This window comes from Mycobacterium conspicuum, from assembly GCF_010730195.1.
In the GTDB taxonomy this organism is placed as follows: Bacteria; Actinomycetota; Actinomycetes; order Mycobacteriales; family Mycobacteriaceae; genus Mycobacterium; species Mycobacterium conspicuum.
The window spans coordinates 862465-875964 of the sequence record NZ_AP022613.1 but is presented as its reverse complement, the minus strand read 5'-3'; the positions used below and the strand labels follow the sequence as shown (position 1 = coordinate 875964).

At 70.0% G+C, this 13500-nt stretch carries 10 protein-coding genes; 5 read left to right on the top strand and 5 right to left on the bottom strand.

Features of this window, described 5'->3' with window-relative positions; all coding sequences use genetic code 11:
- The first annotated feature begins 30 nt into the window (after positions 1 to 30).
- The 3 genes from G6N66_RS04150 (at position 31) to G6N66_RS29295 (ending at position 5835) form a co-directional block, all read left to right on the top strand.
- Entirely contained in the window at positions 31 to 4590 is a 4560-nt protein-coding gene (locus tag G6N66_RS04150; protein WP_085231512.1) for an ATP-dependent helicase, read from the top strand.
- 14 nt (positions 4591 to 4604) lie between these two features.
- Positions 4605 to 5360 carry an endonuclease VIII Nei2 gene (nei2, locus tag G6N66_RS04145; protein ID WP_085231513.1) on the top strand — a complete coding sequence of 252 codons (756 nt, stop codon included), beginning with the start codon at positions 4605 to 4607 and terminating at the stop codon, positions 5358 to 5360.
- 220 nt (positions 5361 to 5580) lie between these two features.
- The gene (locus G6N66_RS29295) at positions 5581 to 5835 is read left to right on the top strand and encodes a DUF732 domain-containing protein (RefSeq protein WP_232079200.1); all 255 of its coding nucleotides are present in this window, start codon (positions 5581 to 5583) and stop codon (positions 5833 to 5835) included.
- Between the two features lies 1 nt (position 5836).
- Here G6N66_RS29295 and G6N66_RS04135 read toward each other — a convergent pair whose 3' ends face one another.
- Together G6N66_RS04135 and G6N66_RS04130 are read right to left on the bottom strand one after the other, a co-directional pair.
- Positions 5837 to 6958: a PPE family protein gene (locus G6N66_RS04135; protein WP_085231514.1), complete on the bottom strand. Its 1122-nt coding sequence runs from the start codon at positions 6956 to 6958 to the stop codon at positions 5837 to 5839.
- A 122-nt stretch (positions 6959 to 7080) separates the two neighbouring features.
- The gene (locus tag G6N66_RS04130; RefSeq protein WP_085231515.1) at positions 7081 to 7998 is read right to left on the bottom strand and encodes an extracellular catalytic domain type 1 short-chain-length polyhydroxyalkanoate depolymerase; all 918 of its coding nucleotides are present in this window, start codon (positions 7996 to 7998) and stop codon (positions 7081 to 7083) included.
- 247 nt (positions 7999 to 8245) lie between these two features.
- On the opposite strand from G6N66_RS04130, the gene G6N66_RS04125 reads away from it, so the two are divergent.
- Positions 8246 to 8575: a DUF732 domain-containing protein gene (locus tag G6N66_RS04125; RefSeq protein ID WP_085231516.1), complete on the top strand. Its 330-nt coding sequence runs from the start codon at positions 8246 to 8248 to the stop codon at positions 8573 to 8575.
- Positions 8576 to 8713: 138 nt separating this feature from the next.
- Positions 8714 to 9037, top strand: a complete 324-nt coding sequence (locus G6N66_RS04120; protein ID WP_085231517.1) for a DUF732 domain-containing protein — start codon at positions 8714 to 8716, stop codon at positions 9035 to 9037.
- Positions 9038 to 9373: 336 nt separating this feature from the next.
- On the opposite strand, the gene G6N66_RS04115 is transcribed toward G6N66_RS04120, so the two are convergent.
- The 3 genes from G6N66_RS04115 to G6N66_RS04105 are packed head-to-tail and all read right to left on the bottom strand — an operon-like array spanning position 9374 to position 13455.
- Entirely contained in the window at positions 9374 to 10240 is an 867-nt protein-coding gene (locus tag G6N66_RS04115) for a pseudouridine synthase (protein WP_139825064.1), read from the bottom strand.
- Positions 10237 to 11970: a glycerol-3-phosphate dehydrogenase/oxidase gene (locus G6N66_RS04110; RefSeq protein ID WP_085231520.1), complete on the bottom strand. Its 1734-nt coding sequence runs from the start codon at positions 11968 to 11970 to the stop codon at positions 10237 to 10239. Before G6N66_RS04110 ends, G6N66_RS04115 begins: the two co-directional genes overlap by 4 nt.
- A 54-nt stretch (positions 11971 to 12024) precedes the next feature.
- Positions 12025 to 13455: an NAD(P)H-quinone dehydrogenase gene (locus tag G6N66_RS04105; RefSeq protein WP_085231521.1), complete on the bottom strand. Its 1431-nt coding sequence runs from the start codon at positions 13453 to 13455 to the stop codon at positions 12025 to 12027.
- Positions 13456 to 13500: the final 45 nt, after the last annotated feature.

The window sequence follows — 13500 nt, the reverse complement described above, 5'->3', positions numbered from 1 at the left end:
TTTGTCGGTGTCTGTTGGCACCATGGGTAGGTGAGCACCGACCCGGTTGAAGCGTTGGATCGATTCAGCGCGATCACCCGCGAATGGTTCACCAGCACCTTCGCCGCACCCACCACCGCGCAGGCCGACGCCTGGACGGCCATCGCCGACGGGAAGAACACCCTCGTCGTCGCGCCGACCGGCTCCGGCAAGACGCTGGCGGCGTTCCTGTGGGCCCTGGATACTCTTGCCAGCCTCGCCGGCGCGCCCGAGCGGCGCCCCGGCACGCGGGTGCTGTACATCTCGCCGCTCAAGGCGCTGGCCGTCGACGTCGAGCGCAATTTGCGCACCCCGCTGGCGGGGCTCACCCGCATCGCCGAGCGCCGCGGCCTGCCCCCACCCGATATCAGCGTCGGGGTCCGCTCGGGAGACACCCCGCCCGCGCGGCGCCGCCAACTCATCAGCCAGCCGCCCGATGTGCTGATCACCACCCCCGAGTCGCTGTTTCTGATGCTGACCTCGGCCGCCCGCGAGACCCTGGCCGGGGTGCAGACCGTCATCGTCGACGAGATCCACGCCATCGCCGGCGGCAAGCGGGGCGCGCACCTGGCCCTGTCGCTGGAGCGCCTCGACGCGCTGCGGGCGGGTGAAACGGGCAAGCCCGCGCAGCGCATCGGGTTGTCGGCGACCGTGCGCCCGCCCGAGGAGCTGGCGCGGTTCTTGTCCGGCGGGGCGCCGACCTCCATCGTCGCTCCCACGTCGGCCAAGACCGTCGAGCTGACCGTGCAGGTGCCGGTGCCGGACATGGCCAACCTGACCGACAACACCATCTGGCCCGACGTGGAGGCGCGGCTGGTCGACCTGATCGAATCCCACGGTTCGACCATCGTGTTCGCCAATTCGCGGCGACTCGCGGAACGACTCACCGCACGGCTCAACGAGATTCACGCCGAACGCAGCGGTGTCGAGCTCGCGGTGGCAACCAACCCGAAGGTGGCCGGCGGCGCGCCCGCCCACCTCATGGGCAGCGGCCAGACCTTCGGCGCGCCCCCGGAACTGGCCCGCGCCCACCACGGTTCGGTCAGCAAGGAGCAGCGCGCCGTGGTCGAAGAGGCGCTCAAGCACGGGCAGCTCAAGGCGGTGGTGGCGACGTCGAGCCTGGAGCTGGGCATCGACATGGGCGCGGTCGATTTGGTGATCCAGGTGGAGGCGCCGCCATCGGTGGCCAGCGGCCTGCAACGCATCGGGCGGGCCGGACACCAGGTCGGCGAGGTCTCGCGCGGGGTGCTGTTCCCGAAGCACCGCACCGACCTGATCGGCTGCGCGATCAGCGTGCAGCGGATGCTCACCGGACAGATCGAGACGATGCGGGTACCCGCCAACCCGCTCGACATCCTGGCGCAGCACACCGTGGCGGCGGCCGCGCTGGAGCCGCTGGACGCCGACCGGTGGTTCGACACGGTGCGGCGGGCCGCGCCGTTCGCGACGCTGCCGCGCGACGTGTTCGAGGCCACCCTGGACCTGTTGAGCGGCAAGTATCCGTCCACCGAATTCGCCGAGCTGCGACCGCGGCTGGTGTACGACCGCGATGCCGGCACCCTGACCGCGCGGCCCGGTGCGCAGCGGCTGGCCGTGACCTCCGGTGGCGCCATCCCCGACCGCGGGATGTTCACCGTCTACCTCGCTTCCGAGGCCGAAAAGCCTTCGCGGGTAGGCGAACTCGACGAAGAGATGGTCTACGAGTCGCGTCCCGGTGACGTGATCTCGCTGGGGGCCACCAGTTGGCGGATCACCGAGATCACCCACGACCGGGTGCTGGTCGTCCCCGCCCCGGGCCAGCCCGCCCGGCTGCCGTTCTGGCACGGCGACGGCGAGGGCCGCCCGGCCGAGCTCGGCGCCGCGCTCGGCGCGTTCACCGGCGAACTGGCCGGCCTGGATCGCGACGCGTTCGACAAGCGTTGCGCCGCTTTGGGTTTCGACGGCTACGCCACCGACAACCTGTGGGTGTTGCTGGACGACCAGCGCACCGCCACCGCCGTGGTGCCCACCGACACCACCCTGCTGGTCGAGCGGTTCCGCGACGAGCTGGGCGACTGGCGGGTGATATTGCACTCGCCCTACGGGCTGCGGGTGCACGGGCCGCTCGCGCTGGCCGTGGGCCGGCGGCTGCGCGAACGCTACGGCATCGACGAGAAGCCCACCGCCTCCGACGACGGCATCGTGGTGCGCCTGCCCGACACCCTCGATGAAACCCCGCCGGGTGCCGAGCTGTTCGTCTTCGACGCCGACGAGATCGACCCGATCGTCACCGCCGAGGTGGGCGGTTCGGCGTTGTTCGCGTCGCGGTTCCGCGAATGCGCGGCCCGCGCGCTGCTGCTGCCTCGCCGACACCCCGGCCGCCGCTCGCCGCTGTGGCATCAGCGCCAGCGCGCGGCCCAGCTGCTGGATGTGGCGCGCAAATACCCCGACTTCCCGATCGTCTTGGAGGCGATCCGGGAATGCCTGCAAGACGTCTATGACGTGCCCGCCGTCGTCGAGCTGATGAGCGGCATCGCCGGGCGCCGGGTGCGGGTGTTGGAGGCCGAAACCACGCAGCCGTCACCGTTCGCGGCGTCACTGTTGTTCGGCTATGTCGGCGCGTTCATATACGAGGGCGACAGCCCGCTTGCCGAGCGCCGCGCCGCGGCGCTCTCGCTGGACAGCACGCTGCTGGCCCAGCTGCTCGGCCGTGTCGAGCTGCGCGAACTGCTCGATCCCGAGGTCATCGCCGCGACCGGCCGCCAGCTGCAGCACCTGTCCGACGACCGGGCCGCCCGCGACGCCGAGGCCGTCGCGGACCTGCTGCGCCTGCTCGGCCCGCTCACCGAAGACGAGATCGCGGCGCGATCTACCGCCGACGACGTCGGGGGTTGGTTGGAGGGCCTGCGCGCGGCCCGACGCGCGCTGACGGTGACGTTCGCCGGCCGCAGCTGGTGGGTGGCCGTCGAGGACATCGGCCGGCTGCGCGACGGCGTCGGCGTGGCCGTCCCGCTGGGCGTGCCCGCCACCTTCACCGCGGCGGTGGCCGACCCGCTGGGCGAACTGCTGGGCCGCTATGCGCGCACCCACACCCCGTTCACCACCGCCGAAGCCGCCGCCCGGTTCGGGTTGGGACTGCGGGTGACGGCCGACGTGCTGGGCCGACTGGCCGACCCAGCAAGGTCTGACGGCCGGCTGGTGCGCGGCGACTTCGTCGCGGCCGGGGAGCTCTCCGGCGGCGGCGAACAATGGTGCGACGCCGAGGTGCTGCGCATCCTGCGGCGCCGCTCGTTGGCCGCGCTGCGCGCCCAGGTCGAGCCGGTCAGCACCGCCGCCTACGGGCGGTTCCTGCCGGCCTGGCATCACCTGGGCGGGTCCGCGCATGGTGTGGACGGCCTGCTGGCCGTCGTCGACCAGCTGGCCGGCGTCCGGATTCCCGCCTCGGCGATCGAACCGCTGGTGTTGGCCCCGCGGGTCCGCGACTATTCGCCGGCGATGCTCGACGAGCTGCTCGCGACCGGGGAGATCACCTGGTCCGGCGCCGGGTCGATCTCCAGCAGCGACGGCTGGATCGCGCTGCATCCCAGCGACTCCGCCGCCCTGACCCTGGCCGCACCCGCCGAGATCGACCTGACCGACACCCACCGCGCGATCCTGGACACCCTGGCCGGCGGCGGCGCGTACTTTTTCCGCCAGCTCGCACAGGACGGCCACAGCGAGTCCGACCTCAAAGCCGCACTGTGGGAACTGATCTGGGCCGGGCGGGTCACCGGCGACACGTTCGCTCCGGTGCGCGCCCTGCTCGGCGGCACCGGCAACCGCAAACGCTCGGCGCCCGCGCACCGGGCCCACCGGCCGCCGCGGCTGAGCCGGTACAGCATCGCCAACCCGCAGCACCGCAGCACGGATCCGACGGTGGCCGGGCGATGGTCGGCCCTGCCCACACCCGAGCCGGATTCCACGCTGCGGGCCCACTACCAGGCCGAGCTGCTGTTGACCCGCCACGGTGTGCTGACCAAGGGCGCCGTCGCGGCCGAGGGCGTGCCCGGCGGATTCGCCACCCTGTACAAGGTGCTGAGCACGTTCGAGGAAGCCGGCAAGTGCCAGCGCGGGTATTTCGTCGAGTCGCTGGGTGGCGCCCAGTTCGCCGTCGCGTCCACCGTCGACCGGCTGCGCAGCTACCTCGACGGTGTCGACCAGCAACGGCCCGAACACCTCGCGGTGGTGCTGGCCGCCGCCGACCCGGCCAATCCCTACGGCGCGGCACTGCCCTGGCCCGAACCGGCCACCGAGGGCGCGGCCCGGCCCGGTCGCAAGGCCGGGGCACTGGTCGTGCTGGTCGACGGCGCACTGGCCTGGTTCCTGGAGCGCGGCGGACGGTCGCTGCTGACCTTCACCAGCGATCCCGCGGCCGATCACGCGGCAGCCGCGGCCCTGGCCGACCTGGTCGCCACCCGGCGCGTCGCATCGATCCTGATCGAGCGCGTCGACGGGGCGCCCGCGCTGCAGCCTCAGGGCGGCCCCGGCTCGGTGGCCGATGTCCTCTGTGACGCGGGCTTCGCCCGCACGCCTCGCGGGTTGCGGCTCAGGTGATCGGGGGATGAACCATGCCCGAGGGTGACACCGTCTGGCACACCGCGGCCACACTGCGACAGCACCTGGCCGGGCGCACCCTGACCCGCTGCGACATCCGGGTGCCAAGGTACGCGACCGTCGACCTCACCGGGCAGGTGGTGGACGAGGTGCTCAGCCGGGGCAAGCACCTGTTCATCAGGATCGGGCGGTCCAGCATCCATTCGCATCTGAAGATGGACGGCAGTTGGCGGGTCGGAAGCCGTCCGGTGAAAGTGGATCACCGGGCGCGAATCATCCTGGAAGCCAACGAAGTTCGAGCCGTCGGTGTCGATCTGGGCGTGCTCGAGGTCCTGGAGCGGGCCCGGGACGGCGACGTCGTCGCGCATCTGGGACCCGATCTGCTGGGCGAGGATTGGGATCCGCAGCTCGCCGCGGCCAATCTGACCGCACACCCGGACCGCCCCCTGGCCGCGGCACTGCTGGATCAGCGGGTGCTGGCCGGGGTGGGCAACGTCTACTGCAACGAATTGTGTTTCGTCAGCGGGCATTTGCCCACCGCGCCGGTCGGCCAGGTCGCCGATCCGGCACGCCTGCTCGCCCGCGCCCGGAACATGCTGTGGATCAACCGGTTCCGCTGGAACCGCTGCACCACCGGCGACACCCGACCCGGCCGGCAGCTGTGGGTCTACGGGCGAGCCGGTGAACCGTGCCGCCGCTGCGGCACACGCATCCACTTCGACGACACCGCCGAACGGGTGGCGTACTGGTGTCCGGCATGCCAACGCTGAGCGCCTACGGGATGTCGCTAGGGTTACCGATCGCGCGCCCGGCCCAAGCGTGCACAAGACTGTCAGGTTGCGTGCGATGATGCAGTGGCAACGCTTGGCTTGCCGTCAGCGGCAGGGTTCAGAAAGGACGACCATCCACGTGCGTTCGCCGAGCCCTGTGCGATCACTGGGCGGCCTTGGTAGGGCCGCCCCGTTGGCCGCGCTACTCAGCCTCGTGGCGGTGGCGGCCCCGACCGCGCACGCCGACGCCGTCGACTCCACGTTCCTGTCCGCCCTGAAAGGCAAGGGCATCAACTTCGCCTCACCGCAGGCCGCGATCATCGCCGGCCATGAGGTCTGCGACGAACTCGACCTGGGCAGGCAGTCGTCCGACGTGGCAACCGACGTGACGAAGAACAGCAACCTGGACGGTTACCACGCCGGGTTTTTCGTCGGGGTCAGCATCGCGGCGTTCTGCCCGCGGCACGGCCAGTAGCTCAGCCGGCCGAGGGCGGGCGCGGCATCACGGTGCCCTTGAGCTCGGCGCCGATCGAGATGTCGTCGTACTTCTGCTGCTTGCGTTTGCGCCAACCGCTGCCGGCCGACGAGATCGGCGGCGGCATCAGCGGCGGCATGGGGAAACCGGAATCTGACGCGGTGATCGGGGTGGCCGTCGACGCCAGCTGCACCGGCACTTGCGATGCGGGCAACAGGCCCACCACCGCGGGCGGCGCGGTCAGCTTGCCCATCGACACCCCGATGCCGATCGCCGCCGTCGGCTCGGCGGACAACCCGGCGGCGCCGAACGCGCCCGCCCCCGCGCCCAGCGCCGACTGACCCTCCGAGAGCCCCGTACCGATGTCGCCGCCCACGGTCTGCAGGGCCTGCGCCGACGTGTTCTGCGCCACGTAGCTGAGCAGGTTGATCGGAAAGCCGGACGAGATGAACTGGTTGGCGTAGGTGTTGGCCAGCCCGAACCAGCCGGCGTTCGGGTCGAAAGTGACCAGGTCCGACACGATCGAGGCCGGCGTCATGGCCGCCTTGGTCGTCGTCGTAGTTGTGGCCGCGGCGGCCGTCGCACCGGCCTGGGCGGCCGGGTTGGCAATCGCGGCCGGCGCGCTGAACATTGGCAGCGTGGTGGCCTGCGCCGAGGCCGCCTCGTACCGGCTCATCGCCGCCGAGTTGTTCGCCCACATGCCCTGGTATTCGTCTTCGGTTTCGGCGATGGCCGGCAGGTTGATCCCGAAGCGATTGGTGGCCAGCAATTGCTTCAACCGGGTCCGATTCGCGGTCACCGACGCCACCGGAACCACCGCCGATTGAGCGGAGTTGAACGCCCTGACGGCGTCCTGCAGCGCGAGGACCATTTGCTGGCATTGCGCCGCCGTGGTGCGCAACCACGCGAGGTAGGGCTCGACCGCCTGGGTCATCGCCGCGGCGGACGGACCGTGCCAAGCGCCGTCCAGTCCCGCCAATGTCGCGGTATTGACGGCCGCCGATTCCTCGAGGCTGGTGCCGAGCCGCTGCCACGCCACGGACGCCTCGACGAGTGATTCCGGACCCGGTCCCGCGTGGATCAGCGCAGAGGTGACCTCGGGCGGCAATGCCGTGAACTCCATGACACCTCACATTGACTACGGTGGGAAAACGTTTGGAACATTGCGTCGACTTTGCGATGACCGAGCCGCTAAAACCCTGAAACATTGGACTTCTATTTGAAGCCAGACTAGTCCCGGACGGATTAGTCGCGGGCATGGGTTAGGAAAAATTCCGCAATCACTTCCGACGCGTCGAACGCGTGCGTGGTGGGCCCGATGACCGCCTGCGGCAAATACTGCCTGCCGCCCGGCCAGGTGTGCCCGCCGCCGTCGATGCGGTAGAAGACGACTTCGCTGGACGCCGCGCACGCCGCGGAATCGAAGCGTCGGACAAAAGTCCCGTCTCGGGCGTCGGGCAGCTCCTGTTGGGACGGCTCGCCCTGACATCCGTCGACCGAGCGCCACTTGTCGACCATGCTCGAAGCCGAGACCGCGTGGCTGAGCCCGCCGCGGCCGCGCACATCCCCGCCGTCGAACGGCACCAGCCGGTCCGCGGTCCCGTGCGCGGCCAGCACGGACACCGGCCGGGAGGGATTGCACGCCACACCGGCGCCCAGGGTGCCCGCGATCGGCGCGATCGCGGCAAAAACATCAGCGCGATCACAACCCAATCGGTTGGCCATGAACCCCCCGTTGGACATGCCCGTGACGAAGACGTGCCCCGCGGCGATGCCGAAGTCCTTGACCAGCTTGCTCGTCAGCGCCACCAGGAATCCGACGTCGTCGACACGACGGCGATCGGCCGGTGACGCCCCGCGCCCGTCGGCCCAGCTCTTGTCGTAACCGTCCGGATAGGCCACCAGCAGGCCGTCGACGTCGGCGACGGCGTCGAAGTCGGAAAGGCCCTCTTGCCCGACGCCGGTGCCGCCGCCACCGTGCAAATTGAGCACCAGACCTGCGGCGTTGCCGGGCGGCACATGCACGCGGTAGGTCCGGTTGAGGCCGCCGAACTGTAATGTCCCGGGCTCGTCGCGCGCCGTCGCGGCCGAGACCGGCCGTCCCGCGCAGCCGGCCAGACACACCGCGAGCACGCCGATCGATAGCAGTCGCGCCCACGGCATGCCGTCAAATTACCGATCGTCGCCGGCTCGGCCCGCGGCGCCCTCGCGGCCCTGTCCGCCGTCTCCGACAACGAGCCAACCGGGGGGTGAACAGCGGATGTACAACTACCCGTCGTTGCGAAGCTTGGTTGCAACGATCGCAAATCTCGCGGGAAAATGTCGCCGAGAAAGAAAGCCCAAACTTCAATGCTGACTGGCGGCCCAGCGTGGCGTCAGCGAGTCATTTCACTGCAGGGAGCATCCACACATGGTTACCCGTCTTCTCGTGGCCGTGACCGTCGCGTTGATCGGCCCGCTGGCGGCAGTGCAGGCTGCGCACGCCGACACCAACGACAGCAAGTTCCTCTCGCTGCTGAACTCCGAGGGCATCACCGACCACGTCGCCCCGGCCCACGCGATCGAGGCGGCGCACAGCGTGTGCGCAGAACTTGAAGCGGGCAAGAAGCCCAGCGACGTGGCGACCGAAGTCCTGAACAACAGCACCATGCCCGCCTACCACTGCGGCTACTTTGTCGGCGCGGCGATCAAGGTGTACTGCCCGCAGTTCACTCCCGAGGAGACCGCCGCCAACGGCTAGCGCCGGTCGGTTCTGCATCTTCGCTATCCTCCGGTTCGGCAAAATGATCGACCGGGGCCGCACCGGCCTGCGATGATGTCTCTAAGCGGTTTATTGCTGTGAGCCAGCAATGGCGCTTGAGCAACGGGAGGTTCAGTGATGGCACGGACCCGTATCTTCACCGGCGGGGTGATCCCGCTGATCGCGCTGCTTGGCGCCCTGGGAACGACGGCGCCGATCGCTTACGCGGACCTCGCTGCGGACAACACGTTCACCGCCGCGCTCAATTCCAAGGGCATCCACTTCGCGTCACCGCAAGCCGCGATCATCGCCGGCCATGAGGTCTGCGACGAACTGGGGCTTGGGCGGACGCAGGTGCAGGTCGCGACCGATGTGACGAAGAACAGCAACCTGGACGGCTATCACGCCGGTTACTTCGTCGGCCTGTCCGTGGCCACGTATTGCCCGCAGCGCGCGTCCTAGGGCTTGTATACGTCGCGTTAAATTCTGATCGCATTGGGTTACGGGCGGCCATCCGGCGCCTTTCAGCACCTAACATCGGGGAGGCGAAACGAATTTTTGCGAGCTTAACCCGCGGAGAGCTGACCTTTTGATCACGAAAGTTTTGGTAAGCGGCGCTTGTTTAGCCCTAGCCCTCTCGACCGCTGTGACCGCGGCGGCACCGGCCGGCGCGGACCCCACCCTGTTCGGCGTCCTCAGCTGCGGCTGCCAGGAAACGGCCCCGGACGACAGCGTCATTTTCTCCGACCACGTCCACCAGGGCATCCAGCAGGGCCTGACGGACCCGAGGGTCCCGCACTAAACCGCGTCTAACCCGCGCCGGCTGACGAACTCCCGACGCCGCCCCGTGCGCGGGTCGTCGAACTCGATGCGCTGCGCCAGCAACCGCAGCGGTGTGCTAAAGTCGTCGGCCGGCACGTCAATAACGTTGGGGTACAACGGGTCTCCCGCAATCGGCAACCCCAGCGAGGCCATGTGAACCCGCAGTTGATGGGTGCGCCCGGTGCGCGGCGTCAACCGGTACAGGCCGTTCCGGTCTTGCAGCTCGATCAGCGTCTCGGCGTTGGGCACGCCGGGCTCGCTGACCGCCTGCAGGTGACCGCGGCGCTTGACGATCCGGCTTCGCACCAGCCGCGGCAGCGTCAGCGCCGGATCGACCGCCGCCCGCGCCAGGTACGTCTTGCGCACCAGACCCCGGGCGAACAGCGTCTGGTAGGTGCCGCGCGACTCCCGCCGGGCGGTGAGCAGCAGCACCCCGGCGGTGAGCCGGTCCAGCCGGTGCGCCGGGCTGAGCTCGGGCAGTCCCAGTTCGCGGCGCAGCCGGACCAGCGCGGTCTGGGCGACGTGGCGCCCCCGGGGCATGGTGGCCAAAAAGTGCGGTTTGTCGACGACCACGATGTCGGCGTCCCGATAAAGCACGGGGATGTCGAACGGCACCGGCACCTCGTCGGGCAGCTCACGGTACAGGTACACGCTGGCCCCGGCGGGCAGCACGGTGGCCGCATCGATCACCGCGCCGTCGGCGTCGACGACCTCGCCGGCCAGCACCTTGGCGCGCGCCGCCGCGCCGAATCGCGTGGTCAGCTCGGCCAGGACCGCCCCGCCGCGCAGCCGTACCCGCACCGGCCCCAACCCGTCGCGCACCGGCAGGGGTGCGGGCCTCAACTTAAGGGCACCGGCTCGAGGATTTCGGCGCGCGCCTCGGGCGCACTGGCGCGCAGCTCGTCGGCCGACACGTCGTCGGGCTGGGCCTGCGACAGGATCTCGGCCTCCACCCGCGCCGTGTAGTTGGCCACCTCGCGGTCGATGTCGGCGGCGCTCCAGCCCAGCACGGGCGCGACCACCTCGGCCACCTCGCGGGCGCAGTCGACGCCGCGGTGCGAGTACTCGATGGAGATCCGCATCCGGCGCGCCAGGATGTCCTCGAGATGCAGGGCCCCTTCGTCGGTGACGGCGTATAACGCCTCCACCTTCAAATAGCCCGGCGCCTCCTTGATGGGGCTGAGCAGCTCGGGCCGGTCGGCGGCCAGGGCCAGCACGTCGTCCATCAGCGCGCCGTAGCGGTCCAGCAGGTGGCGCACCCGGTAGGGGTGCAGACCCACCAGTTCGCCGACGTGTTCGGCCTGGTTGATCAGCGCGAAGTAGCCGTCGGCGCCCAACAAGCTCACCTTCTCGGTGATCGACGGCGCGACCCGGGCCGGGACGAACTGGACCGCGGTGTCGATCGCGTCGGAGGCCATCACCCGGTAGGTGGTGTATTTGCCGCCGGCGATGGCGACCAGCCCGGGCGCGGGCACCGCGACCGCGTGCTCGCGGCTCAGCTTGGAGGTTTCCTCGCTCTCGCCGGCGAGCAGCGGGCGCAGCCCGGCGTACACGCCGTCGATGTCGGCGTGCGTCAGCGGGGTGGCCAGCACGGTGTTGACGGTGCCCAGGATGTAGTCGATGTCGGCCTTGGTGGCCGCGGGGTGCGCCAGGTCGAGGTTCCAGTCGGTGTCGGTGGTGCCGATGATCCAGTGGTTGCCCCACGGGATGACGAACATCACCGACTTCTCGGTGCGCAGGATGATCGCCACGTCGCTGACGATCCGGTCCCGGGGCACCACGATGTGCACGCCCTTGGACGCGCGCACCTGGAACCGGCCGCGCTGCTTGGACAGCGCCTGGATCTCGTCGGTCCAGACCCCGGTGGCGTTGACCACGACGTGGCCGCGGACCTCGGTAATCGAGCCGTCCTCGGAATCGCGAACGCGGACGCCGACCACCCGGTCGCCCTCCCGCAGCAACGCCACCACCTGAGTCGACGTCCGCACGACCGCGCCGTAGTGCGCCGCCGTGCGGGCCACCGTCATGGTGTGGCGGGCGTCGTCGACGACAGTGTCGTAGTAGCGGATGCCGCCGATCAGCGACGTCCGCTTCAGGCCCGGGCTCAGCCTTAAAGCCCCGGCGCGGGTCAAATGTTTTTGCGCCGGAACGGATTTCGCGCCGCCCAGGCTGTCGTAAAGAAAGATGCCGGCGGCGATGTACGGGCGTTCCCAGCCGCGCTTGGTCAGCGGAAACAAGAACGGCAGCGGCTTGACCAGATGCGGCGCCAGCCGGGTCAGCGACAACTCCCGCTCGAACAGCGCCTCGCGCACCAGCCCGAATTCCAGCTGTTCGAGGTAGCGCAGGCCGCCGTGGAACATCTTCGACGACCGGCTCGACGTGCCCGACGCCAGGTCCCGCGCCTCGACCAGCGCCACCTTGAGTCCACGCGTGGCCGCGTCCAGCGCGCACCCGGCACCGACCACGCCGCCGCCGATGACCACCACGTCGAATTGCTCGGAGCCGAGCCGTTCCCAGGCCGCCGCGCGGGTAGCGGGCCCGAGCGTGGCGGGGGCCGGCGACGATTCGGTCACGGGGGAAGGCTCCTCTCGGTTACTGGTCGGTAGCGGTACCCAGGCTAGTGGCTTCTAGTCCAGATCGTCGTGCGCCATCAACCGGCGCGCGGCCTCGGTGATCGACCCGGACAGCGACGGGTACACCGCCAGCGTCTCGGCCAACGCGTTGACGGTGATGCGGTTCTGCACCGCCACGGCGATCGGCAGGATCAGCTCGGAGGCGATCGGCGCCACCACCACGCCGCCGATCACCACGCCGGTGGACTTGCGGCAAAAGACCTTGACGAAGCCCTGCCGCAACCCCGACATCTTGGCCCGGGCGTTGGTCCGCAACGGCAGCATGATGGTCCGGGCCGGCACCGAACCGTCGTCGATCATCGATTGCGGCACCCCGACCGCGGCGATCTCGGGCCTGGTGAACACCGTCGCCGCCACCGTGCGCAGCCGGATCGGGCTGACGCCCTCGCCCAGCGCGTGATACATCGCGATCCGGCCCTGCATGGCCGCGACCGAGGCCAACAGCAGCAGCCCGGTGCAGTCGCCTGCGGCATAGATGCCGGGCACCGAGGTGCGCGACACCCGGTCCACTTTCAGGTAGTCGCCCTGACCGAGCTCGATGCCGACCCGTTCCAGGCCGAGGCCGGAGGTGTTGGGCACCGATCCGATGGTGATTAAAGCGTGGCTGCCCTCGACGGTGCGGCCGTCGGTCATGGTGACCAGGACGCCGTCCTCGGTGCGGGTGACCGATTCGGCGCGGGCGTTCTTGAACAGCTGCACGCCGCGCTCGGCGAACGACTCCTCCAGCACCGCGGCCGCGTCGGCGTCTTCGTAGGGCAGCACCCGGTCGCGGCTGGCCGCCACCGACACCTGCACGCCCAGCTCGGTGTAGGCGTGCACGAATTCGGCCCCGGTCACCCCGGAGCCCACCACGATCAGGTGCTCCGGCAGCGCATCCAGGTCGTAGAGCTGGCGCCAGGTCAGGATGCGTTCGCCGTCGGGCTGGGCCGTCGGCATGATCCGCGGGCTGGCGCCGGTGGCGATCAGCACCACGTCGGCGTCGTACTCGCTGACGACGGGGCCGTCGGGCCCCGGGTCGGAATGCGTCGCCTTGACGCGGTGCCGCGCCAGCCCCGGGGCGGGGTCGACCAACTCCCCGCGCCCGGCGACCAATTTCACCCCGACATTGCGCAGTTGGGCGGCGATGTCGGCGGACTGGTCGGCGGCCAGCTTTTTGACGCGGGCGTGGATCTGCGCCAGGTCGATCTTGGCGTCATCGATGTCGATGTCGAAGCCCAGCCGCGGCGCCCGACGCAGCTCGGTGCGCAGCCAGGTCGAGGCGATGAACGTCTTGGACGGCACGCAGTCGTCCAGTACGGCCGCCCCGCCGGCGCCCTCGGCGTCGATCAGGGTGATGTCGGTCGATTCCGGGTGGGACGAGGCGGCCACCAGCGCGGCTTCGTAACCGGCCGGTCCGCCGCCGATGATCACGATGCGGGTCACCACAGCCCATAACCTAGCGGCGGAATGGCCAACATGCAGGTGCGCCGG

Coding starts and splice junctions, on each gene's coding strand:
- G6N66_RS04135 (WP_085231514.1), bottom strand. CDS start 6,958: ATGGAGTTCACGGCATTGCCGCCCGAGGTCACCTCTGCGCTGATCCAC.
- nei2 (WP_085231513.1), top strand. CDS start 4,605: ATGCCCGAGGGTGACACCGTCTGGCACACCGCGGCCACACTGCGACAG.
- G6N66_RS04125 (WP_085231516.1), top strand. CDS start 8,246: ATGGTTACCCGTCTTCTCGTGGCCGTGACCGTCGCGTTGATCGGCCCG.
- G6N66_RS04130 (WP_085231515.1), bottom strand. CDS start 7,998: ATGCCGTGGGCGCGACTGCTATCGATCGGCGTGCTCGCGGTGTGTCTG.
- G6N66_RS04120 (WP_085231517.1), top strand. CDS start 8,714: ATGGCACGGACCCGTATCTTCACCGGCGGGGTGATCCCGCTGATCGCG.